At 71.1% G+C, this 21,857-nt stretch carries 21 protein-coding genes and 1 pseudogene; 12 read left to right on the top strand and 10 right to left on the bottom strand.

Annotation, left to right across the window (positions count from 1 at the left end):
* Nucleotides 1–81: 81 nt before the first annotated feature.
* Both KIS93_RS57780 and KIS93_RS57775 read left to right on the top strand, forming a co-directional pair.
* Nucleotides 82–1,707, top strand: coding sequence for a glycoside hydrolase family 27 protein (locus KIS93_RS57780; RefSeq protein ID WP_080039545.1), 1,626 nt, complete (start codon nt 82–84; stop codon nt 1,705–1,707).
* Between the two features lie 167 nt (nt 1,708–1,874).
* Nucleotides 1,875–3,122, top strand: a complete 1,248-nt coding sequence (locus KIS93_RS57775; protein WP_186405070.1) for an MFS transporter — start codon at nt 1,875–1,877, stop codon at nt 3,120–3,122.
* Here the strand turns inward: KIS93_RS57775 and KIS93_RS57770 are convergent.
* The 3 genes from KIS93_RS57770 to KIS93_RS57760 form a co-directional block, all read right to left on the bottom strand.
* Nucleotides 3,076–4,329, bottom strand: a complete 1,254-nt coding sequence (locus KIS93_RS57770; protein ID WP_155127688.1) for a hypothetical protein — start codon at nt 4,327–4,329, stop codon at nt 3,076–3,078. The genes KIS93_RS57775 and KIS93_RS57770 overlap by 47 nt on opposite strands.
* A gap of 128 nt (nt 4,330–4,457) precedes the next feature.
* Nucleotides 4,458–4,889 carry a nucleoside deaminase gene (locus KIS93_RS57765; RefSeq protein ID WP_080039542.1) on the bottom strand — a complete coding sequence of 144 codons (432 nt, stop codon included), beginning with the start codon at nt 4,887–4,889 and terminating at the stop codon, nt 4,458–4,460.
* Nucleotides 4,886–5,677, bottom strand: coding sequence for an LLM class flavin-dependent oxidoreductase (locus KIS93_RS57760; protein WP_080039541.1), 792 nt, complete (start codon nt 5,675–5,677; stop codon nt 4,886–4,888). The genes KIS93_RS57765 and KIS93_RS57760 overlap by 4 nt, the downstream gene beginning before the upstream one ends.
* Nucleotides 5,678–5,770: 93 nt before the next feature.
* Between KIS93_RS57760 and KIS93_RS57755 the strand changes: the two genes are divergently transcribed.
* Entirely contained in the window at nt 5,771–6,229 is a 459-nt protein-coding gene (locus KIS93_RS57755; RefSeq protein WP_080039540.1) for an Lrp/AsnC family transcriptional regulator, read from the top strand.
* A gap of 99 nt (nt 6,230–6,328) precedes the next feature.
* Here the strand turns inward: KIS93_RS57755 and KIS93_RS57750 are convergent, their stop codons facing one another.
* Nucleotides 6,329–6,631, bottom strand: a complete 303-nt coding sequence (locus KIS93_RS57750; RefSeq protein WP_222108086.1) for a hypothetical protein — start codon at nt 6,629–6,631, stop codon at nt 6,329–6,331.
* A 109-nt stretch (nt 6,632–6,740) separates the two neighbouring features.
* Between KIS93_RS57750 and KIS93_RS57745 the strand changes: the two genes are divergently transcribed.
* The gene (locus KIS93_RS57745) at nt 6,741–7,598 is read left to right on the top strand and encodes a LysR family transcriptional regulator (RefSeq protein ID WP_080039538.1); all 858 of its coding nucleotides are present in this window, start codon (nt 6,741–6,743) and stop codon (nt 7,596–7,598) included.
* A gap of 147 nt (nt 7,599–7,745) precedes the next feature.
* On the opposite strand, the gene KIS93_RS57740 is transcribed toward KIS93_RS57745, so the two are convergent.
* Nucleotides 7,746–8,828 carry an amidohydrolase family protein gene (locus tag KIS93_RS57740; protein ID WP_080039537.1) on the bottom strand — a complete coding sequence of 361 codons (1,083 nt, stop codon included), beginning with the start codon at nt 8,826–8,828 and terminating at the stop codon, nt 7,746–7,748.
* Nucleotides 8,829–9,144: 316 nt separating this feature from the next.
* Between KIS93_RS57740 and KIS93_RS57735 the strand changes: the two genes are divergently transcribed.
* The 5 genes from KIS93_RS57735 to KIS93_RS57715 all read left to right on the top strand — a co-directional run bounded on the left by KIS93_RS57735 (nt 9,145) and on the right by KIS93_RS57715 (nt 16,101).
* Nucleotides 9,145–10,245 carry a hypothetical protein gene (locus tag KIS93_RS57735; RefSeq protein WP_080039536.1) on the top strand — a complete coding sequence of 367 codons (1,101 nt, stop codon included), beginning with the start codon at nt 9,145–9,147 and terminating at the stop codon, nt 10,243–10,245.
* A 5-nt stretch (nt 10,246–10,250) separates the two neighbouring features.
* A complete protein-coding gene (locus KIS93_RS57730) occupies nt 10,251–11,819 on the top strand; it encodes an MBOAT family O-acyltransferase (RefSeq protein ID WP_080039535.1) in 1,569 nt (522 codons plus the stop codon).
* Nucleotides 11,820–11,834: 15 nt separating this feature from the next.
* Nucleotides 11,835–12,065 carry an acyl carrier protein gene (locus KIS93_RS57725; RefSeq protein WP_080039534.1) on the top strand — a complete coding sequence of 77 codons (231 nt, stop codon included), beginning with the start codon at nt 11,835–11,837 and terminating at the stop codon, nt 12,063–12,065.
* Entirely contained in the window at nt 12,062–15,079 is a 3,018-nt protein-coding gene (locus tag KIS93_RS57720; RefSeq protein ID WP_080039533.1) for an amino acid adenylation domain-containing protein, read from the top strand. The genes KIS93_RS57725 and KIS93_RS57720 overlap by 4 nt, the downstream gene beginning before the upstream one ends.
* A 155-nt stretch (nt 15,080–15,234) precedes the next feature.
* Nucleotides 15,235–16,101 (top strand): helix-turn-helix transcriptional regulator, encoded by an 867-nt coding sequence (locus KIS93_RS57715; RefSeq protein WP_080039532.1) that lies wholly within the window; start codon nt 15,235–15,237, stop codon nt 16,099–16,101.
* A 51-nt stretch (nt 16,102–16,152) separates the two neighbouring features.
* Here KIS93_RS57715 and KIS93_RS57710 read toward each other — a convergent pair whose 3' ends face one another.
* The gene (locus KIS93_RS57710; protein WP_080039531.1) at nt 16,153–17,070 is read right to left on the bottom strand and encodes an NADP-dependent oxidoreductase; all 918 of its coding nucleotides are present in this window, start codon (nt 17,068–17,070) and stop codon (nt 16,153–16,155) included.
* Between the two features lie 25 nt (nt 17,071–17,095).
* A complete protein-coding gene (locus KIS93_RS57705; protein ID WP_155127685.1) occupies nt 17,096–17,260 on the bottom strand; it encodes a hypothetical protein in 165 nt (54 codons plus the stop codon).
* A gap of 189 nt (nt 17,261–17,449) precedes the next feature.
* Between KIS93_RS57705 and KIS93_RS57700 the strand changes: the two genes are divergently transcribed.
* Nucleotides 17,450–18,004 carry an NAD(P)H-dependent oxidoreductase gene (locus KIS93_RS57700; RefSeq protein ID WP_186405069.1) on the top strand — a complete coding sequence of 185 codons (555 nt, stop codon included), beginning with the start codon at nt 17,450–17,452 and terminating at the stop codon, nt 18,002–18,004.
* Nucleotides 18,001–18,450 (top strand): MarR family winged helix-turn-helix transcriptional regulator, encoded by a 450-nt coding sequence (locus tag KIS93_RS57695; protein ID WP_080039529.1) that lies wholly within the window; start codon nt 18,001–18,003, stop codon nt 18,448–18,450. Before KIS93_RS57700 ends, KIS93_RS57695 begins: the two co-directional genes overlap by 4 nt.
* A gap of 86 nt (nt 18,451–18,536) precedes the next feature.
* Here KIS93_RS57695 and KIS93_RS57690 read toward each other — a convergent pair whose 3' ends face one another.
* Both KIS93_RS57690 and KIS93_RS57685 read right to left on the bottom strand, forming a co-directional pair.
* Nucleotides 18,537–19,460, bottom strand: a complete 924-nt coding sequence (locus tag KIS93_RS57690; protein ID WP_080039528.1) for a hypothetical protein — start codon at nt 19,458–19,460, stop codon at nt 18,537–18,539.
* A 5-nt stretch (nt 19,461–19,465) separates the two neighbouring features.
* Entirely contained in the window at nt 19,466–20,299 is an 834-nt protein-coding gene (locus KIS93_RS57685; RefSeq protein ID WP_080039527.1) for a hypothetical protein, read from the bottom strand.
* Between the two features lie 170 nt (nt 20,300–20,469).
* On the opposite strand from KIS93_RS57685, the pseudogene KIS93_RS68640 reads away from it, so the two are divergent.
* A pseudogene (locus tag KIS93_RS68640) lies at nt 20,470–20,535 on the top strand (hypothetical protein); the annotation flags it as partial.
* Between the two features lie 48 nt (nt 20,536–20,583).
* Here KIS93_RS68640 and KIS93_RS57675 read toward each other — a convergent pair.
* Complete coding sequence (locus tag KIS93_RS57675) at nt 20,584–21,756, bottom strand: alpha/beta hydrolase family protein (RefSeq protein ID WP_155127682.1); 1,173 nt, start codon at nt 21,754–21,756, stop codon at nt 20,584–20,586.
* Nucleotides 21,757–21,857: the final 101 nt, after the last annotated feature.

Here is a 21,857-nt window from a genome sequence, read left to right as displayed (position 1 = left end):
CGATGCAGCTCTGCGGGACCGGATGTTAGCGCTAACAACGGGAGTGGTGCCATGCGACACGCCCATCGAGGAGAGGAATTCATGAGCAGGAAACGAACGCGTCTTTCCCTCGCCGCCGCGCTGCTGGTCCTGACCACGGGGGCGGTGGCCTCCCCGGCGCAGGCGCTGGAGAACGGCGTCGGCCGTACCCCGCCGATGGGCTGGAACACCTGGAACACCTTCGGCTGCAACATCAACGAGACCCTGATCAAGCAGACGGCCGACACGCTCGTCAGCTCCGGCATGCGCGACCTGGGCTACCAGTACGTCGTGGTCGACGACTGCTGGTTCGACCCCAACCGCGACTCGGCGGGCAACCTCCAGGCCAACCCGTCCCGCTTCCCGAGCGGCATGAAGGCGCTCGGCGACTACCTGCACGCCAGGGGCCTGAAGTTCGGCCTCTACCAGGCGCCGCTGGACAAGACCTGCGCCCAGTACTTCAACTCCTACCCGGGCGCGACCGGCAGCCTCAACCACGAGGCGCAGGACGCCCGGCAGTTCGCCGCCTGGGGCGTCGACTACCTCAAGTACGACTGGTGCTCCCCGACGGGCACCATCGACGACCAGGTGCGCACGTTCGCGAAGATGCGGGACGCGCTGGCGGCGACCGGCCGGCCCATCCTCTACAGCATCAACCCCAACAGCATCCACGAGAAGACCGGCCCGCAGCGCGACTGGGGCGACGTCGCCAACATCTGGCGCACCACCGAGGACATCACCAACGCCTGGAACACCGGCCAGACCAACGGCTACCCGATGGGCATCCAGAACATCGTCAACGTCAACGTGCCGCTCGCGGGCCGCGCCCGGCCGGGGGCGTTCAACGACCCGGACATGATGGTCGTCGGCCGGGGCGGCATGAACGACACCGAGATGCGCAGCCACTTCGCCCTGTGGGCCGTCATGGCGGCGCCGCTGATCGCCGGGAACGACGTCCGCAACATGGACGCCGCCACCTCGGCGATCCTGAAGAACCAGAGCCTCATCGCCATCAACCAGGATCCGCTCGGCCTCCAGGCCGCCCAGGTCTCCAACGACGGCACGAGGCGCATCCTGGCCAAGCGGCTGAGCAACGGCGACGTCGCGGTCGCCCTGTTCAACCAGGGCGGCGGCACCACCACGATCAGCACCACGGCCGCCGCCATCGGCCTGAGCGGCACCTCGTTCACGCTGCGCGACGCCTGGACGAACGCCGTCACGACGACCACCGGCGCCATCTCGGCGAGCGTCCCCGCGCACGGCACCGCCGTGTTCCGGGTCAGCGGCGGCACCCCCACCCCGACGGCCACCCGCATCCAGGGCGCCGGCTCCGGCAGGTGCCTCGACGTGTCCGGCGCCTCCCAGGCCAACGGCGCGCAGGTGGTGATCTGGGACTGCCACACCCAGGCCAACCAGCAGTGGACCGCCACCTCCGCCGGCGAGCTGCGCGTCTACGGCGGCAAGTGCCTGGACGTCAACAACGCCGGCACCGCCGACGGCACCGGCGTCATCATCTGGGACTGCAACGGCCAGAACAACCAGAAGTGGCGCTTCAACGCCGACGGCAGCATCACGGCGCTCGGCGCGAACAAGTGCCTGGACGTGGCCGGCAACGCCACGGCCAACGGCACCAGGCTGCAGATCTGGAGCTGCACCGGCGCGGCCAACCAGCGCTGGACGCGCCTCTAGGAGCCGGCCGTCAGTCATCCGTGCTCGGGTGACCACGGTGAGCTGCGGGACCGAGCCGACCGCGCGCGCTGCCTTTGAACGCGGCGCGCCAGGTCGGCCCGGATGGCGTACACCTGACTCGCGGTCGCGCGGGCAGGGGAGCGATCATTTGTGCGAGGCTGGATCAGGTGACCCCCGCTCTCCGCCGTTACGTCACCGCCGACGGCTTCAGCCAGTTCGGCACCCAGGTCACCCGCGTGGCCCTCCCGCTGGTCGCGTTGCTGGTGCTCGACGCGGGCCCGTTCGAGCTCGGCCTGCTCGGCGCGGCCGAGATGATCGGTTTCCTCCTGTTCGGGCTGCCCGCCGGCGTGTGGGTGGACCGGCTGCGCAGGAAGCCCATCCTGGTGACGGCCGACGTGCTGCGCGCGGTGTCCCTGGCGTCCGTCCCGGTCGCCGCGCTGTTCGACGCGCTCACGCTGGCGCAGCTCTACGCGGTCGCCGTGATCGTCAGCATCGGCACGGCCTTCTTCGACGTCGCCCACATGAGCTTCCTGCCGTCCATCGTGACCAAGGAGCAGCTGCCCAAGGGCATGGGGACCCTGGAGTCCGTGCGCAGCCTCGCCGGGCTGTTCGGCCCGGGGCTCGGCGGCTGGCTCGTGCAGGTGCTCACGGCGCCCATCGCCATCGTGGCCGACGCGGTCAGCTACCTGATCTCCGCCGTGCTGCTGGCGAGCGTCAAGGCCGAGGAGACCCCCGCCGGGGGCCGCGTGAGCCTGATGGAGGGCCTGCGTTACGTGCTCGGCCACCCCATTCTGCGCCTGGTCGGCCTCGTCGGCGCCATGAACATGTTCGTCAGCGGCATCTGGGCCATCGTCCGGCCGTTGTACCTGGTCGACGAGCTGGGCGTGGGCGCCGCGGCCTACGGCCTGATGATCTCGGGCGCGGGGGTCGGCGGCCTGCTCGGCGCGTTCGTCGCGGCACGCGTGATCGCCCGCTTCGGTCACGGCCCCACGATGTTCGGCGCGGCCGCCCTCATGCTGCCGCTCTTCGTGCTCGTCGCCTTCACCGGACCGGGCTGGCGGCTCGCCCTGTACCCGATCGGCATGGCGCTCATCTCCCTGGTCGCGGTCCTGCACAACGTCGCCCAGGGCAGCTACCGCCAGGCGATCTGCCCGGAAGCCCTGCGCGGCAGGATGAACGCCAGCCTCCGCTTCCTCATGTGGGGTTCGCTGCCGCTCGGCGGTGTCGTCGGCGGGCTGCTCGGCGAGGCCGTCACCGTGCACCAGCTCCTGTGGATCGGCAGCCTCGGCTCCGTGGTGGCCAACCTGCCCTTCGTGCTGGTTCCCGCCGTACGCAAGCTCAAGATCACCGACGACGGCGGCCGCGGGTCTACGGCAGCTCGCGCGCCAGCTTCTCCGCCCCGCTCGGCCCGGTGACCGCCGTCAGGGTGGTGCTGGTCTCGGCACGGAACCAGACGTACTTCTCCTTGGCCTGCATGCGCACAATGCGCGGATCGTCGACGGTGCACAGCTTGCGTGTCGACGTGCCGGGGGCGATGCGTTCGGCGGTGATCTGACACGTGCCGACCTTTTCGTTGATCTGCTCCGGCACGAACGACCCCGACCCGTACAGCGTGACGGTGATCTTCTCGCTGATGGTGAGGTCGTCGTGCTGGTTGCGCAGGCGCACGCCCACCGCGACGGGACCGCACGCGCCCGGGGCGCACGGGGTCACCTTCGACCACTTCTCCTCGAGGCGGACGTTGGCGTTGACGGTGACCGTGCGCGGGACGCTACGCAGGCGCGCGGCGAGGTCGGCGTAGGCGGCCTTGGCCTCCTCTGCGGTGCCTGCGCGCACGGTCAGCCGAGCTGTGGCGTTCCTGGACGGCTCGGAGGCGGTCAGCAGATCGATGCCGGAGTAGCCGATCAGCCGGTGCGGCGCGTCGGGACTGAACCAGTACGCGCCGTTGCGGACCGCGCCCGCCGCGGACGGGTGCGTCCTGACCAGGTCCAGGCGCGGCGCGCCGGCGGGCACGCCGTCGGGCGGCGGGTAGGCGAGCGGGGGACGGGTCGGCTGGTCCTGGTCGGCCGGCACCACCGGCATCGGGGGAGCGGCGGTGCCGGTGGTGGCCGGCGTGGCGATCCCGGCCAGGTCCTCGGCCACCCGCTGGGGGGTCAGCCGGGGCAGGTCGAGCCCGTACAGCAGGTGGTCCTGCTCGGCCACCCACCTGCCGGCCACCTCGCGTTCGGGCGCCGGGACGGGCGGCAACGCGCGCCAGTAGCCGGCGCCCGCTTTGACGAACTGGGTCTTGCCGTCCAGGACCAGGACGTCCGCCGTGGCGCCGTCGATCGTGACGGTGCCGAAGACGTCGCCGTTGCCCAGGGCGCGCAGGTCGGCGGTGAACCGCGTGTCCGCCGGGAACGGGTCGCCGGGCGTCGGACCCTTGATCGGCGCCTCCCAGGAGCCCGTCCAGTGCAGCAGGGGCGCGGCGCGTACCGAGGCTGCCAGGTCGCTCGCCTTCAGCGCCGGCGGGCCGGCGGTGGGGGAGGACCGGGGCTGCTGGGCGGACGAGCAGCCCGCTGCCAGCGCCACCCCTGTCAGCACCAGGCAGAGCACGCGCGCGCCGAGTCGTATGTGGTGCATCAGGGATCAGAGTAGCCGGAGCCGTCCGTCCGCGGTGCCGTGCTGAGCGGGGTGTGCTCAGCACGGCACCCGGGACCGGTCGCCGCGCAGCCGGCGGATGGCGGCGCATGCGGCCCGGACGCGGGCGGTCACCGGCGGTAGTAGTCCTCGATGGGCAGGCGGGCCTCCTCGAACAGGGCCGGGCCGTCCTGCGGCACCTCCGGCCAGCCGCCCGCCGGGTTGAGCCGCAGGAGCTGCTCGGTGGCCAGCGCGTAGACGACCCGGCCGAGCCCCGAGCGGGCGATGCCGCCGGTGCACATGCCGCACGGCTGGCAGCTCGTGTACATGGTGGTGCCGGCCGCGGTGCCGGCGTCGAGCTCGCGCGCCGCCCACCGGGCCAGCTTCAGCTCCGGGTGCGCGCTGATGTCGTTGTCGCGCTGGACGGTGTTGTGCGCCTCGGCGAGGATCGCGCCGTCGGGGCCCACCAGGAGGGAGCCGTACGGGGCGTCGCCCAGGGTGACGGCGCGGGCGGCCAGGGCGATCGCGTGGCGCAGGAAGCCCTCGTCGGCGGCGGTGATCATGATGTGCTCCTCCAGTGGGTCATGACGGCGGTCAGTGCCCGCCAGGCCGCCTCGGGGCGGCGGGTCTCCTCGGGGTCGCCGTTGTAGGGGTCGAGCAGGACGGTCTCCGCCCCCAGCTCGCGGAGCCGGCCGAGGTCGTCGAGGACCTGCTCCAGGGTGCCCACCCCGGCCGGCCGCCCGGGGTCGGTGACCGGCTCGGCGGTCAGCCGCAGGGCGATGCGGGGCGCGAACGCCGTCCCCCGGCACTTGTCGCGGGCCGCGCGCAACCACGGCATCGTGTTGCGCAGCGGGTGGTAGGCGTCGCCGTACAGCTCGGCGCGCCGGATCGCCGCCGCGCTGTTGCCGCCGACCCAGATCGGGACGGACGAGCTCGCGCGCAGGACGGACAGGTACTCGTCGGTCAGCTTGCCGCGCTCGGCGAACGGCACGCCGAGGGCCTCGAACTCCTGCCGGGACCAGCCGACGCCCACGCCGAGCACCAGCCGGCCGCCGCTGAGCCCGTGGAGGTTGGCGGCCATGCGCGCCACCAGGAGCGGATGCCGGTAGGGCAGCACGAGCACGGTCGTGCCCAGCCGCACCCTGGTGGTGATGCCCGCCAGCCAGGACAGCGTGGTGAACGGCTCGTGGAACGGCTCGGGATACCGCTCGGCCACCTCGGGGGTGATGACCACGTGGTCCGACATCATGAGCAGGTCGAAGCCGAGGCCCTCCACGACCCCGGCCCACTCACGCAGCACGCCGGGATCGGTGCCGGGCCCGAAGTTCGGCACGTTGACGCCAAGTCGCATGCAGGGACGCTATCGGGATGATCATGGTCGCGGGAATGCCCTTCTCCCGGTTCTGGCGGCTTTGTGCAGGGAATTCGCCGGTATATTGGCGCGATGGCCGTGAATCTGGACGAGATCGACTGGGCGATCATCGAGCAGCTCCAGCAGGACGCCCGGATCAGCCTCAGCGAGCTGGGCCGGCGCGTGAGCCTCAGCGCCTCGGCCACCACCGAACGAGTGCGGCACCTGGAGGCGCAGGGCGTCATCACCGGCTACCGCGCGGTGGTCGACCTGGCCAAGGTCGGCTACCCGGTGCTGGCCGTCGTCCGGCTGAAGTACCCGGGCAACCACCACCAGCCGCTGCGCCGGCTGATCGCCGAGCGGCGCGAGATCCTGGAGTGCGTACGCACCACCGGCGACGACTGCTACACGCTGAAGGTGGCCGCGACCTCCATGCAGCACCTGGAGACCCTGATGGACGAGCTGGCCGGCTTCGGCAGCACCACCACCAGCGTCGTCTACAGCCAGACCCTGCCCTACCGGGGCCCCGCCCGCCCATCGGCGGTCGTCTGAACACCTGAACGCCGGCCGCGACGAGTTCATCGACCCGGCACCCTTCGTCGACCGACAGGGCGGTGCCGGTGACCAGCCCCGCCTTGCCCGCGTAGCCGCTCATGCCAGCGGCTCGTGGTTGACCCAGATCGCCTTGTACGGGTGGCGAGCCTGCCAGCGCTTGATGAGGTCGGCGGCCCCCGGCATGGTGAAGGTCGCGTGCAGAGCGTCGAGGTCGGCCAGCCGCAGTTGCAGGATCGCGCTGGCGACGGCCACCGGGGCGTGGTCGTCACCCGGGACCCGGATGTGGTGCCGGGCCGCGAACGACTCGGCCACGCCGGAGCCCATCACGAGCTCCTCGAACTCCTTCAGGTACCGGTCCAGCTCACTCGCGGGAATCGGACTCTCGAACGCAACGATCATCGTGTGGTGAATCATCCCCCCAGGGAACAGGCACTTCTCTCACGCGTCCAAGATCCCCCTGATCTCGTTCGATTCCTGTCAGGAATGAATCGAGCGGTAGTCTTACGGCGTGGCCGAGCTGGAGACCCGCGAGTTGGAATACTTCATGGCCGTGGCCGAGCACCTGCACTTCGGCCACGCCGCCGCCCGCCTGGCGGTCGCGCAGCCGGCCGTGTCCAAAGCCGTCCGGCGCCTGGAGCGCCGCCTCGGAGTCGAGCTGCTGGAGCGCTCCAGCAGGAGCGTGACCCTCACCCCGGCCGGGGAAGCACTCCTGCATCACGGCCGGCACGCGCTCAACGCCGTCAGCGCCGCCGCCGACCGGGCCCGCCGGGCCGGCGACCAGCAGGCCCACCTGCGCCTGGTGATCAAGCCCGGCGGTGACGCGAACCTCCTGTCCGGCATCCTGGCCGCCTACGCCGCCCGGCCCGACGCGCGCCAGGTGGACATCCGGTTCGGCGGAGCCACCGACCGCGCCGATCACGTCCGCGCCGGCCGCGCCGACGTCGCCCTGCTGTACGCGCCGTTCGACGACCTGACCGGCCTGAACCACGAAACCCTGATCGTCGAGGGGCGCGTCGCGATCCTGCCGCCGGACCACCGGCTCGCCTCCCGCGCCGAGGTCACCCTCGCCGACCTCGCCCAGGAAACCCTGCCGCGCTGGAAAGGCGTGCGCTGGACCGGAGCGCGCGAGACCAGGCGGGGGCCCGAGGTCACGGACGCGGCCGAAGTCCTGCAAATGATCAGGCTGGGACGCACCATCGCGATCCTGCCGCGCTCGCTGGTCCAGCCCATGCACCCCGACCTCCTCTACCTGCCCGTGACCGACGCTCCCGGCAGCGCGCTCGTCCTCGCGTGGCGGCAGGACGACCGCCGCCCCCTGGTCGCCTCCTTCGTCGCCGCCGCCGTGGAGGCCGCAGCAGCGAGGTGAAGCCGCGCGTCCAACGGCCTCCTGCGAACGCAGCGGGAGCCAGGCGACGCGGTTGTCCCGTCTCATCGTGGGGCGGCCGGCTGCAGCAGGCCGGCTGGAACAGGGCGCCGATGTGGCGCGCCGGCCAAGGCTCTCAGAGGGCGTGCGTCAGATGGCCGCGCCGTTGAGGACGATGCGCCACGGATGCTTGATCACTGCGAGATCTTCGCGCGGGTCGGTGCCGTAGACGACGAAGTCGGCCTGGCTTCCCTCGTCGAGGACGTCGAGCCCGAGCCATTCGCGGGCCCGCCACGAGGCCGCCCCCAGCACCTGTGCCGCGCTCAGGCCGGCGGTGCGGTGGAGGGCGAGCATCTCCTGGGCGATGAGCCCGTGTCGGACGTCGCAACCCGCGTCGGTTCCCACGTAAACGGCCACGCCGATCTCGTGTGCGGCGCGGACGAGAGAGCCGAAGCCCGCGCTGAGGTGGCGCAGGTGTGCGGCGTAGCGGGGATGGCGAGTTTCTGCCACCGCGGCGATGGAGCGGAAGGTGGCGATGGCGTTCATCGTGGGGACGAGCGCCGTGCCTGATCGTGCCATCTCCTCGAGGAGTTCGGCCGACAGCCCTGGGCCGTGCTCGATGGAGTCGACGCCCGCCTCGACCATCATGGCGGCGCCGGCCTCGCTGAAGGCGTGTGCGGCGATCTTGACGCCCAGGGCGTGGGCGTGCTGGACGGCGGTCTTCACCGAGGCGGCGTCCCATCTGACGAGCAGGTCACCGGACGCGTCGTCGATCCAGTCGCCGACGAGTTTGATCCAGCGATGGCCCCGGGCGGCCTGGGCGGCCACTGCGGCGGGCAGCTCGGCGGAGGAGCACTCGACCGCGACGCCGGGCAGGTAGCCGCCCGGAGGCGCGAGATGGCGTCCGGAACGGATGACCCGCGGCATGTCGGGGAGCCCGTCCAGCTCGGAGAAGCTGATCGGTGAACCCGTGTCCCTGATCGCCAGCACCCCGGTGTCGCGGTCGGCGGCGGCCAGCGATCGGGCCTCCTCGGGCGTGGTGACGGCGCTGCCGCCGGTGCGCAGGCCGAGGTGACAGTGCGCGTCGACCAGGCCGGGGACGATCCAGCCGCCGGACACGAGGGTTTCCGCCCGGCTCACCGGCTCCAGCGTGACGCGCCCGTCCGCGACGAAGAACGTGCACGGTTCGGCATGGGGCAGCAGGCGGCCGTGTACCCGCCACGCGGAGTTCACGACGCTCTTGCGAAGAGGAAACACGCCACGGACGAATCCCTTCTTTTCATGCTGGTAATGCGCGGAGGCTGTTTCTGGAATTCTGCCCTATTCAGCGTTTCGGGCTCGCTCATATCCGTCTTCCTCGTTCGGTATCGTGCTCGCCCGTATGACCGGCTGTCCGATATTTGGTTGCGACGTGCCCATCTTGACAGTTCCTCGCGTATTCGCAGATCCTGACGCAGATGGCGATGAGGCCGGACTCCGGGCGGGGGCCGGGTAAGGACTCTGGCCGACATCATCGCGATGCGCACCAGGATCGGGGGTTCATCCGACCATGCCCGCTGACGTCGAAGCGCGTCCGCGTTACCGCGCATACAGCCTGCTCACCCTCGCTCTGGCGGTTCTCCTCTTCGCCGGAGTGGGCGTCTGGAATTATCGGCTGAATCCGCTCGCTTATGATCGCGCGCATATTCGCGAGGTCGCCGGCATCCTGACGCGCGGCCGGAACTATGCCAACTACGACACCAACATCAACTGGCGGGCGCTGCGGCGCGAGCAGATCTACCAGCTGAAGGCCGCCCCCGACGTGCTCGTGTTCGGCGGAAGCCGCTGGTGGGAGGCGCACGCCGACCTGTTTCCCGACCAGACCTTCTTCAACGCGTGGGTGAGCAACGATCAGGCGGAGGACGCGCTCGCGCTGGCGTACCTGCTGGACCGGGCCGGCACATTACCGAAAACCCTGATCTTGAGTCTGCGCTTCATCAGCTTCCAGCCGCCCGCCGAACGCGAGGCCGCCGAATGGCAGGAGTGGGCCGGTGAATACCGGGCGATGGCCACCCGCCTGGGTGTCCCCGCGCACTCCTCTTTCGACACGCTGCCCATCAAGAATTGGTCGGGCCTGTTCTACGCCCCCGCCGTTTTCGAGCGGGCACGCCAGGTGGCGGCGATCCCCGCAGAGCCCGGGCCGACCGCCGACCTGCAGAACCCCGCTCTTGAGGTCATCGCGGCGGACGGCTCCGTCCATTGGTCCGCAAAAAGCCTCGCCAAATACACCAAGAAATTCGTCGACGGCAACGTGCGCAAGGAGCTGTTGAAGATCGGGGATACAGCGCCGAAGATCGACCCCGCTCTGGTCGACGCGATGGGCAAGGCGATCGGTTTTCTGCGTAGCAAAGGCGTACGTGTGGTGCTGGCGCAGACGCCCTACCACCCGGACTTCTACGCCGAAGTTCAGAAGCGCCCCTTCGGTAAGACGCTGAACTCGCTCGAAGCGGTCGCCCAGGACATGAGCAAGCGGTGGGGAGTGATCTCTGTGGGCGGCTACGACCCCGCGAAGCTCGGCTGCGTGGCGGCGGACTTCATCGACCAGATCCACGCCAAGCCCGCGTGCCTGTCGAAGGTCGTGCGCCTGATCCCCGCGGACAAGGGGGTCTGAGGGCCATGTCCTTCACCTCCTACACCTTCCTGCTGGTGTTCCTGCCGATCGTGCTGGCCGGCCACTACCTGCTGACGCGCGTGTTCACCAGCCAGAAACCGGCCCTGGCCTGGCTGATCGTCGCCTCGCTGGTGTTCTACGCCTCGCTGGGCCCGGGCTATCTGCTGGTGCTGCTCGGCTCGGTGGTGACGAACTTCGCGTTCGCCTGGCAGATGAGACGGATGCCCGAAGGCGGCCGCGGCAGGCGAGCCGTGCTGATCACCGGCATCGTGGCCAACCTGCTGCTGCTCGGCTTCTACAAGTACACCGGCTTCCTCGCCGAGAACATCAACGCCCTGCTCGGCACCGACCTGCGCGCGCTGGCCGCCGCGTATCCGGTGGGGCTGTCGTTCTACACCTTCATCCAGATCGGCTTCCTGCTCGACACCTACGTGGGCCAGATCGAGCGGCTGTCGTTCCTGAACTACCTGCTGTTCGGCACGTTCTTCCCCTACGTCACCGCCGGGCCGCTGGTGCGCCAGGGCGAGGTGTTCACGCAACTGGACACGCCCGTACGCGAGCGAACCGGGGCGAGGTTCCTCGCGGTCGGGCTCACCATGTTCGCCATGGGGCTGTTCAAGAAGGCGGTCATGGCCGACAGCGTCGCCCCGTACGTGGCCACCATGTTCGACACCGCGGGCGCGGGCGGAGCGGTCTCGACCGGGAGCGCCTGGGTCGGCGCGCTGGCCTACACCTTCGAGCTGTACTTCGACTTCTCCGGCTACTCCGACATGGCCCTGGGGCTCGGCTACATGATCGGGGTGCGGCTGCCGCTGAACTTCAACTCGCCGCTCAAGGCCACCAGTCTGGTGGAGTTCTGGCGCCGCTGGCACATGACGATGGTGCGCTTCTTCACCAGCTACGTGTACACGCCGATGACGGCGACCATGATGCGGCGCGGCATCCGCCGCAAGTGGCCGCAGTGGGTGCGGCTGCTGGCGGTGATCTGCCTGCCGGTGTTCGTGACGTTCGTGCTGGTCGGATTCTGGCACGGGGCCGGCTGGGGGTTCATCATCTCCGGCGCCATCCACGGGGTCGCGCTGTCGATCAACCTCACCTGGCGGGAGCTCGGGGCCAAGCGGCGGCTGCCGCGCATCCCGGCGCCGGTGGGCTGGCTGCTGATGATGGTCCCGCTGGTCGCCTCGCTGGTGTACCTGCGTGCTCCCGACGCCGGCTCGGCCACGCGGATCCTCGCGACCATGGCCGGCCTCGGCGCAGCCGGAGGCGCGAGCGTCGCCCAGCTCTACGGCACCGGCGTGCTGTTCGGCGGCCTCACGGTCGTCCCCGCCATCCTGTGGACGATCTTCCTGGGGGCGATCGCGCTGTTCTACCCCCGCAACACGCAGGAGATCCTCGGCCGGTACGAGGTGGGGCTGCCCACCATCCCGTCGCAGGAGAAGGAGACCGGACGCCGGTGGCGCCCGCCGATCTCCTGGCGGCCGAACCCGTCCTGGGCGATCGCCATCGCGGTCATCGCCGGCCTCGGCCTGGTCTTCGCCGGCGGACCCTCGCCCTTCCTCTACTACCGCTACTGATCGAGGGACAGAAAGATGCGACTGGAAGATGTCCTGGCCACCGTGCTGGAGCAGCCGGCAGACAGCTTCACCGACGAGTCCAGCTCCGAGAACGTCCTGTCCTGGACCAGTCTGCGGCACGTCACGCTGCTCATCGAGATCGAGAACGAGTTCGGCATCCGGTTCACCAACGCCGAGATGACCACGATGCGCTCACTCGGCGACATCCGCGCCGCCCTGGAGCGTAAAGGGGTGGCGGCGGCATGACCGGCTCCCCGTTGACCCCTGCCCAGCAGGCGAACTGGCTCGGCCGGCTGCCGGCGTTCGAGCTGGGCGGCTCCGCCGCCCGCCACTATCTGGAAGCCGACGTGCGAGACCTGGACCTGGCCAGGTACGGGGAGGCCTGGCGGCAGGTGATCCAGCGGCATCCCGCTCTGCGCACCGTCATCACGGGGGACGGGCGGCAACTGGTCCTGACGGACGTACCCGCCTACGAGCCGCGGGTGGAAGACCCGCGGACGGCTGCCGAGGCCATCAGGGCCGACATGACGACACAGGCCTTCGACCCCGCCCGGTGGCCGCTGTTCGAGGTGCGGGTGGCACGGCTGGACGAGCGGCGCAGCAGGGTGCACGTGGCCGTGGACCTCCTGGTCGCCGACGCCGACGGCTTCGCCCTGCTCGGTGCGGAGATCTTCGCCGCCTACCGGGGCCACCTCGGCGAAGCCGTGGCCGGCGCCGTCCCCGCCGTCCGAGCCGGACCAGCACCCGGAGAGGTCACCGCGGCCCTGCCGCCGCAGCTGCCCCTGGCGATCGAGCCTCGCCTGCTGGAGCGGCCCCTCTGCGTGCGACGGGAGCGCCGCCTGCCGGCACCTCAGTGGCAGGCGCTCCAGGCACACGCCGGCGGCCTGGCACCCTCGGCGGTGCTGGCCTGCGCGCTGAGCCAAGCCCTGGCCGCCTGGTCGAAGGAGCCCCGCTTCACCCTGGCCTACGCCTCCCGCGACCGCCACCCGAGAGCGGTCGGCGACTTCACCGACCTGACCCTCCTCGACGTCGACGCCGACCCCCGCATGCCCTTCCAGCAGCAGGCCCAAGCCCTGCAGACGCAGCTGGACCAGGACCGGCCGGACGGCCTGCTCGTCCTGCGCGAGATCGCGCGGACGACCGGGCAGCTCACCGCCGCCCTCGCACCCGTGCTCTTCTGCGACCGGCTGAACGCGGCCGCCGGCGACGGCTGGGCCCTGGGCCTGGGGCGGATCGGCTTCACCTCGCAGCAGCGCCCGCAGGTGCGGCTCGCGCACGAAGTCCGCGAAGAGCGCGGCGACCTGCTCCTCGTCTGGGACACCATCGACGCCCTGTTCCCCGGCCGCGTGCTGGACGACCTCATCGACGCCCACCTGACGTTCCTCCAGCAGCTCGCCGGCGACCCCGAGGCATGGCGGCAGACGGCCCGCGACTGGCTGCCCGCTCACCAGCACCATGTGCGGAGCCAGGTCAACGCCACGAGCGCCGCCATCCCGCCGTTCCTGCTGCACGAGCCGTTCTGGGCCCAGGCCGCCCGCACCCCCGACGCGCCCGCCGTCATCTCCGACAGCAGGACGCTCACCTACCGCGAGCTGCGCGCGGGCGCCACCACCCTCGGCGCGCGGCTGCGCGAACGTGGCGCCCGGCCCGGTACGACGGTCGCCGTCGTGATGGACAAGGGCTGGGAGCAGCCGCTGGCCGTCTTCGGCATCCTCGAATCCGGCGCCGCGTACGTGCCCATCGAGCCCGACCTGCCCGCCGAGCGCCTGCACTACCTGCTCAAGCACGCCGAGGCGAAGCTCGCGCTCACCCAGCAGGGCCTGGACGCGAAGCTGCCCTGGCCGCAGGACGTCACCCCGATGGTGATCGACGAGAGCCTGCTCGGCGGCGACGGCGCCCCCGAGCCCAGCCGTATCCAGGGCCATCGTGACCTGGCCTACATCATCTACACCTCCGGCTCCACCGGCCTGCCCAAAGGCGTCATGATCGACCACCGGGGAGCGCTCAACACCGTCCTCGACATCAACCGGCGCTTCCACGTCACCGCCGCCGACCGGATGCTGTCGCTCACCCCGCTCACCTTCGACCTGTCGGTCTACGACCTGTTCGGGCCGCTCGCGCGCGGCGGGGCGCTCGTCATGCCGGACGCGGGCACCGGCCGCGCCCCCTGGAGCTGGGCCGACCTGATCGAACGCCACGACGTCACCCTGTGGAACACCGTGCCCGCCCTCATGGAGATGCTCCTCGGCTACGTCCAGGGCCGCCGCCGGCGGCTGCCCCCCACGCTGCGGCTGGTGCTGATGAGCGGTGACTGGATTCCGGTCACCCTGCCCGGCCGGATCCGCTCCCTGGCCGATCACGACATCGACGTCATCAGCCTCGGCGGCGCCACCGAAGCCTCCATCTGGTCCATCTGGCACCGCATCGACACCGTCGACACGAGCCTGCCGAGCATCCCCTACGGCAAACCGCTGGCCAACCAGCACTTCGAGATCCTGGACGAGGCGCTGCGCCGCAGACCCGACTGGGTGCCCGGCGAGCAGTACGTCGGCGGCTACGGCGTCGCCATGGGGTACTGGCGTGACCCCGAGAAGACCGCCCGCGCGTTCATCACCCACCCGGCGACCGGGCTGCGCCTCTACCGCACCGGCGATCTGGGCCGCTACTTCCCGGACGGCAGCATCGAGTTCCTCGGCCGGGAGGACTTCCAAGTGAAGATCAACGGCTACCGCATCGAACTCGGCGAGATCGAGGCCGCCGTGCTCGACCACGACGCCGTGACCAGCGCCGTCGTCACGGCCATCGGCGCCCCGCGCGGCGAGAAGCGGCTCGTCGCCTACGCGACCCCGGCGGGCACGACCGACCCCGACGAGCTCGCCAAGACCCTGCGCGACCACCTGGCCGGAAAACTCCCGTCCCACATGCTGCCGGGACACATCGTCATCCTCGACGCGCTGCCCCTGACCCGCAACGGCAAGGTGGACCGCAAGGCCCTGCCCGCCCCGATCACCCCACCATCGGCCGCGACCGAACCGGCCGAGCCCGCCGACGACCTGGAGTCCGCGCTGCTGGCCGGCTGGCGCGAGGTGGCAGGCGGCCACTTCACTGTCACCGACGACTACTCCGCCCTGGATCCTCTGGACATCGTCCGGGCCCATCACGCCGTCACTCGGAACGTCATACCGGAGCTGAGCCTGAACGAGGTGTTCCGGCACACCACGATCCGCGCCCTCGCCCGCCACCTGTCCGCGTCCCGGTGACCCATGGCTGCGGTGCCGGCGCACCCGCAGCCTCTCTCCACCTCATCGGCGGCCGCCATCGACCTTCGCACCCAGCACATCGGACATCGCAATACGCTGAGGGTGGTGACAGCGTCACCTGCCTCGACGTGGCGAGCCGGTTCAGAATGGTGGGTATGGATCTGGCTGCATTCGGTGAGTTTCTGAGGTCGCGACGTGATCGCATCCACCCCGGCGAGGTGGGGCTTCCTGAGTCGCCGCGACGCCGGGTGCCCGGGCTGCGCCGCGACGAGGTGGCTGTCCTGGCCGGCGCCTCGGTCGACTACTACAACCAGTTGGAGCAGGGCCGGGGCGCGCAGCCGTCCGAGCAGATGGTGGCCGCGCTCGCGCGGGCGCTGCGGTTGACGGAGGACGAGCGGGCGCATCTGTACTTTCTGGCCGGTCGTCCGCTGCCACCGCGGCACGGGCTGTCGGCGCACGTCCACCCGGGGATGCTCGATCTGCTCGACCGCCTGCCGGCCACCCCGGCGGCGGTGATCACCGACCTGCACGCCACGCTGGTACAGAACCGCCTCGCTACCGCGCTGTTGGGGCCGATCCCCAAGGAGAAGGGCATCGAGGCCGGCTTCGTGTACCGCTGGTTCACTGACCCTGAGGCCCGGCTGCGATACCACCCCGACGAGCACGATCACCAGTCGCGGGTCTTCGTGGCCGACCTGCGCGCGGTCTCGGCCCGCCGCGGCGGCGACAGCGAAGTGCGCGAACTGATCCAGCGGCTGGTCTCGGCGAGCAGCGAGTTCGCGGACCTGTGGGCTCATCAGGAGGTCGCCGTCCGCCGGGCCGACCGAAAGAGGCTGGTGCACCCGGACCTCGGCGTCATCGAACTCAACTGCCTCAGCCTGCTGAGTGAGGACGGTTCGCAGCGGCTGCTGTGGTTCACCGCCCCGGTGGGCGGCGACTCGGCGGAGAAGCTGAAACTGCTCGCCGTCCTGGGCAGCCAGGACGTCGGGGCTGCGAAGCAGAGCGGGGCGACTCTTGGCTGAGCGCGGCGGCCGTCGGGACGAGGGCGCCCTCATCCCGGCGGCTGCGGTGGATCATGGCCGGACGATGACCTTGCCCTTGGCGTGGCCCTGGGCGAGGTGGTCGAACGCGTCCGCCGCGCCGCTGAGCCGGACCGTGCGGTCGACGACGATGTCGAGGCCCTCGTTCGCTACGGCGACGACTTTCGCCAGCCGCTCGGCGTCCGAAGCGTGGAAGACGAACTCGGCGCGGAGCCCGCGCGCGGCGGCACGCTCGAAGTCCGGCGGCACGGGGAGGCTGACCAGCAGACCACCCGGCTTGAGGACATCGAGCGACCGAGCCTCGGTCTCCCCACCGACCGGGTCGACGACCACATCGACCTCGGACACCGCGGTCCGGAAGTCGACGCTGGTGTAGTCGATGATCTCACCGGCCCCGAGCTTCCGGACGATCCCGGCAGCAGCACCGGACACGGTGGTCACCACGTGCGCACCAGCGCGACGGGCCAGCTGGATGACGAAGCTGCCGACGCCGCCGGCGCCCGCGTGCACGAGCACCTTCTGTCCGGACCTCAGCTGCGCGACCTCGGTGACCGCCTGCCACGCGGTCGCCGCGGCGGTGGCCAGGCCGGCGGCGGCGTCGAGCGGAATCGTGGCCGGCGCGGCCACCAGGCTCGTCGCCGGGACCACAGCGTATTCCGCGACAGCTCCACCGGCGGTCGGGTCGGTGCGGGCGATCACCGCGTCGCCGACGCTCCAGCCCGTCACACCGGATCCGAGCCGCTCGACCGTACCCGCGAGATCCGTGCCCACGGTCGAGGGGAAGGTGATCGGGAAATACTCCTGGACGTGGCCCGCGCCGATCTTGACGTCGAGCGGGTTCAGGGCCGCCCCCGCGACCCGGACCAGCACCTCGCCCGGCCCGGGGACCGGCTCGGGAACCTCGTTGACGACCGGGCCGCGCCCGTATGCGGTGTACTGCAGTGCCTTCATCGATGTGCTCTTTCGTGTCGTTGCTTCAGTGGGCAGGGGAGGCGTCGACCTGCCGGAACCATGCGAGCCAGCCCTCCGCCTGCCAGGTGCGGACGAGCGCGGTGCGCCGCGCGTCCGCCAGGCCCTCCGCGGTCGCGCGGCCGATGCCCCCTGACGCGCCGGCGACGACCGCCACCTGATCGGGCTCCACGGCTGTTGCGCCTTTCCGCTGGTCTCGAACTTACGAAGTCAACATTCGGCCGCGGCGGGCTGCGGGAGAAGGCGTGGCTCACACTGGTGACGGCATCACCACCCTTGTCCGCTGTCGTACGAGTCCGCCGGCACCGGTTGCCCCGTTATATGCCCGGCTATAAGATTCCCGGCTATGGAATCTATCGATGTGTTCGGCATCTGCGGGAGCGTGCGCGCCGGGTCCCTGAACCGGGCGCTGCTGCTGGCGGCGCAGGAGCTGGCCCGAGCCCCCTTCCAGGTCGAGGTATGGGACGGCAACGCGGAGGTCCCCCGCGTCGACGCGACCATGGGGCGTCCGTTCCCGCCGGTCGTCGCGGCCCTGCGAGACCGGGTCGCGGCGGCCGATGTGCTGCTGCTGGTGACGCCGGAGCTGAACCGCGGCATTCCCGGCAACATGAAGGACGTCGTCGACTGGCTGGGGATCCTCGCGCCGCCTCGCCCGCTGGCCGGCAAGCCCGTGGTGCTGATGAGCGCCTCACCGAACCGGTTCGGCGGCGCGTTCGCCCAACTGCAGCTTGCCGACCTGCTCCGGCGGTCCGGCGCCGAGGTCCTGTCCGACCTCGACGTGACGGTCGGCCATGCCCACCGTCACGTCGACGACCACGGAGTCCTGGTGGGCGAGGAACCGCGACGCGAAATCGCCGAGCTGTGGCAGCGCGTTCTCACCCGGGTCCAAAGTCGTCCGCAGGCAGTGCCGGCATGACGACAGGGCGTCGGATCGCCGCCGGCAGCGGGCCCGTCGGCTACGCGCTCGCCCACGCCACCCGCGCGCACCGCGCGGTGTTGCAGCGACGGATGGCGCAACTCGGTCTGCACCTGGGCCAGGAACTCCTCATCGTCGACATCCACCACAACCCGGACACGACCCAGGCGGAGCTCGTCCAGCGCATCGGCTTCGAGCAGCCCACCATCGCCAAGGCGCTCACCCGGATGGAACGGGCCGGGTTCGTCCAGCGCACCGCCGACCCCGCCGACCGCCGGGTGACCCGCCTGCGGCTGACCGAACGCGGCGAGGCCGTTGTGGACGCCGTGACGGCCGCCTGGGCAGAGACGGACGCCCAGGCCACCGCCGGGCTCACCGGCGAGGAGGCTGAACAGCTCATCCGCCTGCTGACTGCCGTCCGCCACAACCTGGAGCAACCCCGCTGACCCGGATTCATCGGGGAGCTGAACATGGGCCTCGGCCTGGCAGGCGAAGCCGTGCTCGGCAGGGCCGGGGTGGCGCTGCCCGTCCGTCAGCGTGGGCAGGCCGGCGGCTCGTTGATGGCGAAGAACTCCAGCCGGAGCGACGTGTCGTCGGGCAGCGCGATCGCCCGTGCCCCCGGGGACGTCGCCCAGCAGGCAGGCAGCAGGAAGTGGCGGTGGTTGGAGTGGGCCAGCAGGCGCAGGCCTTCGTACCGGTAGCGGAACAGGGCGTCCGCGTCCGGGAGCGTGGTCTCGGTGATGCCGGGGCCTTCCAGGTACAACCGCCGCGGAGCGTAGACGACCGCTCCGGGCAGCAGGCCCGGGCTCCGCCTGTACCGCTCGACCTCGTCCGTGCCGCGCGTGTGCGCGTAGACGGCGACGGTCCACAGCAGCGTGAGCGTGAGCAGCATCACGAACGCCGTGCGCCGGACGGTCCGGCCCGCCGGAGGGGTGGTGCGAGCCGGGTCGGTCAGGACCCAGAGCGTGGCGGCGTAGCCCAGCATGAGCACGCCCAGCCCCAGGCTCATGGGCGCGAGCGGGGCCTTGGCCCTCGGGGTCAGAGGTGCCGTCCAGCCCCATTTCGCGATCTTGCCCACCCCCGTCACGACACCGGCCGCGCCGAGCACGGCCAGCACCCCCGCGACCCACTTCGAGGCCGTTCTGCGCGCGGCGAGGAAACGGGCCAGCAGGGTGTGCACGGCGAAGGCGGTGAGGAACAACAGCAGGATCACCACCAGCGGCTCGATGACCGACCCCACGCTGTTCAGCACGTATTCCTGGTACGACAGGTCCAGCATCTTCGGGTCCACGCCGAGCAGCCGGTAGAAGGCGGTGGTGCGGACCGATCCGATGTACACCATCAGCGCGGCCACGAACGTGGTGGGCGTGACGACGTGCGCGAGGGCGCTCCACACGCGGGCGAAGTCCTGACCGGAGGCCGGGCCGGCTCCCTCTTCGGGGTGGGGCGTCGTCATGGTCGTTAGGTCTCGTCCGGCTCGGGCGCGTCCGTGTCGGGCGGCGGGCCGTCATCGGTCTCCGGCCCCCCGTCGCCGGTCTCCGGCGCTTCGGTCACCTCGCCGCCGCTCTCCTCACCCGGTCCCGGCGTTCGCGGTACGGGCGTCCGGCCGTCGGAGGTGGGCGTCGAGCTGCCGGCCGGGGTGCCGGGAAGCGTGGTGCCGGGAAGCGGGCTACCGGGAAGCGGGGTGCCGGGAAGTGGCGATGTGCCGCACGTCCGGACGGCCGCGGGATCCGGCGCCACCCCGCACGCTTCCTTGACGTACGGGCCGATGTTCCGTCCGGTGGCCTGCAAGCCCTCGAGAGCGGCCTCCTTCCTGGCGCCGTCGCCGACGGCCGTGGCGCTGATCAGCTCCGCGTGGTACAGCATCTCCAGCAACTGCGGCCGGGTCTGCGCCGGCAGGTGGCCGTGCAGTTCGTCCGCTTCCTCCAGGTTCGCCAGCGCCTCCCGGTAAAGTCCCAGATTCGTCCTCGCCACCCCCGCGCACAGCAGCGCGACGGCCCTCTTGCTCGGGATCGGCGTGTCCTGGGTGGACGCCCGCGCCGCGTGCCGGTCCATGCTCTTGACCGCGGACGCGTACTGGCGGGCCGCCAGCCTGCGCTGACATTCCTCGCACACGGCGAGCGTCGCCTCGGGGACGTCCCCGCCCTCTTCGTCCGGGACGATGGAGCTCGCCGGCTCGACGACCGGCCGGCTCCGGCCGGCACCGGTCTCCTCCGGGTCGGGCCCACCGCCGCATCCGCCCGCCGGCACTGTGCTCGCGAGTACCGCCACCACGGCCAACCAGGACTTCTTCACCAGCTCCCCCCGCTCCCTCGCCGGTATCGACCCCAGGTCCTACCGTCGGAAGATCCCCTTTACGCTCACAGCAGCGTCAAATCATGCCGAGGAGGGCCGGGTCGGGCCGCCGCCCGGTCCGCCGTCCGGCCGGCGCGTGGTCGAGCTGATCGGCGGTATCTCCCGCCAAGGTGCTCACGCAGACGCTTCGACGGCTCGAGTCGCACGGGCTCGTCCGCCGCCACGCGTATGCCGAGGTGCCGCCCCGCGTGGAGGACGAGCTCACCCCCCTCGGAGCGTTCACATCAGCAGTTCTTGGCCGGCGGTGCGCAGAATCGGACCTCGGGGTAACGCGGGGAGGGCTTGTCCAGCAGGGGTTGCGGCTTGCCGCGCAGGTGCAGGTCGAAGAAGGCGGCGACGTACTGGCGGGTGAGGTCCAGCGAGCGGGTTTCCTTCAGGCCGCCGCCGAGATCCGCGCCGAGCTGCTGGAGCAGCATGTCGTAGTCGGTGAAGGACGGGTGCAGCGCCCCCTTGACCACCAGCCAGCGCTTCCACCCGGTCAGGTGCTCCCAGTCGCGCTTCCAGGTGCTGTCGCCCGAGGGGGCGCCCATCAGCAGGAACGGTCGCGCGAGTCCGGTCTCGGGGATGGGGAGGAACAGGCTGCCGTCCAGGTTGATCCCGGCACGGATTCGGGCGTCCCGCGCCATGGTCTCCGGGGCGGCGGCCCCTCCGATGGACTGGCCCGCCATCGCGATCCGGGCAGGGTCGATCAGCGCGCCGCCCTTCCACTTGGGGTGCGGGCCGGTCAGCTGGTCGAGGACGAAGGGGATGTCGACGGCCCGGCTGCGGATGACCTTCCGGCCGAAGTCGTCGTCGTTGACATGCGCGCAGGCGGCGCAGGTGGCGACCCGCCCGTCAGGGAAGGTGGTGGCGAAGTTCTCGTAGGTGTGGTCGATGCCGGCCACCACGTATCCTCTGCTCGCCAGGTCCTCGGCCAGGCCGGTGAGGGAGCTGCGCGGCCAGGTGAAGCCGGGCGACAGCACCACGAGCGGCAGGCTGCGCCGGCGTCCCGACGGCTCGGCGTCGGTGAGGGCGTTCGTCCGCGTCCGGCTGAGCGCCTTGGGCGGTACGTTTTCCAGCTCCTTGATTCCCGAGCCCTTCAGGAGCAGCTCGGACTCCCTGGGGGTGACGTACGGCGCGCGCCGCCCGGCACGCGCCGCGGTCGGGTACCACAGGGAGACCATGAGCTGCCTGGTCTTGGCCGCGGGAACCCACGGGTCGGGGCGGGAGGAGTCGGTCAGGTGCAGGGAGGTCGTGCCGACGCGGTGGGGGCCGGTCGGTTCCGGGAGGTACGGCGTGCCGGGCGCCGCGGCGGCTGCGGGCGCCGAGACGAGGGAGGCCGTGAGGGCGAGCAGTCCCGCGGCGGCGGCCAGGAGGATCGACCTGCTCCGCACCGGGAAAGGGTTGTCGTGTGCCATGGAGCTGATCTTGCGGTGCCGGGTCGCCGCCGGTATCGGCCGCGAGTCCATGACCCATCGGCCGAACGGTTGATCTCTGGGGACGCTGCCGCCACGTGCCA

Source organism: [Actinomadura] parvosata subsp. kistnae (assembly GCF_900323885.1).
GTDB lineage: Bacteria > Actinomycetota > Actinomycetes > Streptosporangiales > Streptosporangiaceae > Nonomuraea > Nonomuraea composti.
Note: the sequence above shows the minus strand (reverse complement) of the source record. Positions and strands in the feature narration are given on the sequence as shown.

What these genes read in the sequence shown, in the direction of transcription:
- KIS93_RS57780 (WP_080039545.1), top strand. Translation starts at nt 82, where the DNA reads ATGAGCAGGAAACGAACGCGTCTTTCCCTCGCCGCCGCGCTGCTGGTC.
- KIS93_RS57770 (WP_155127688.1), bottom strand. Translation starts at nt 4,329, where the DNA reads ATGCACCACATACGACTCGGCGCGCGCGTGCTCTGCCTGGTGCTGACA.
- KIS93_RS57765 (WP_080039542.1), bottom strand. Translation starts at nt 4,889, where the DNA reads ATGATCACCGCCGCCGACGAGGGCTTCCTGCGCCACGCGATCGCCCTG.
- KIS93_RS57760 (WP_080039541.1), bottom strand. Translation starts at nt 5,677, where the DNA reads ATGCGACTTGGCGTCAACGTGCCGAACTTCGGGCCCGGCACCGATCCC.
- KIS93_RS57755 (WP_080039540.1), top strand. Translation starts at nt 5,771, where the DNA reads ATGGCCGTGAATCTGGACGAGATCGACTGGGCGATCATCGAGCAGCTC.
- KIS93_RS57750 (WP_222108086.1), bottom strand. Translation starts at nt 6,631, where the DNA reads ATGATCGTTGCGTTCGAGAGTCCGATTCCCGCGAGTGAGCTGGACCGG.
- KIS93_RS57735 (WP_080039536.1), top strand. Translation starts at nt 9,145, where the DNA reads ATGCCCGCTGACGTCGAAGCGCGTCCGCGTTACCGCGCATACAGCCTG.
- KIS93_RS57730 (WP_080039535.1), top strand. Translation starts at nt 10,251, where the DNA reads ATGTCCTTCACCTCCTACACCTTCCTGCTGGTGTTCCTGCCGATCGTG.
- KIS93_RS57725 (WP_080039534.1), top strand. Translation starts at nt 11,835, where the DNA reads ATGCGACTGGAAGATGTCCTGGCCACCGTGCTGGAGCAGCCGGCAGAC.
- KIS93_RS57720 (WP_080039533.1), top strand. Translation starts at nt 12,062, where the DNA reads ATGACCGGCTCCCCGTTGACCCCTGCCCAGCAGGCGAACTGGCTCGGC.
- KIS93_RS57715 (WP_080039532.1), top strand. Translation starts at nt 15,235, where the DNA reads ATGGATCTGGCTGCATTCGGTGAGTTTCTGAGGTCGCGACGTGATCGC.
- KIS93_RS57710 (WP_080039531.1), bottom strand. Translation starts at nt 17,070, where the DNA reads ATGAAGGCACTGCAGTACACCGCATACGGGCGCGGCCCGGTCGTCAAC.
- KIS93_RS57695 (WP_080039529.1), top strand. Translation starts at nt 18,001, where the DNA reads ATGACGACAGGGCGTCGGATCGCCGCCGGCAGCGGGCCCGTCGGCTAC.
- KIS93_RS57690 (WP_080039528.1), bottom strand. Translation starts at nt 19,460, where the DNA reads ATGACGACGCCCCACCCCGAAGAGGGAGCCGGCCCGGCCTCCGGTCAG.
- KIS93_RS57675 (WP_155127682.1), bottom strand. Translation starts at nt 21,756, where the DNA reads ATGGCACACGACAACCCTTTCCCGGTGCGGAGCAGGTCGATCCTCCTG.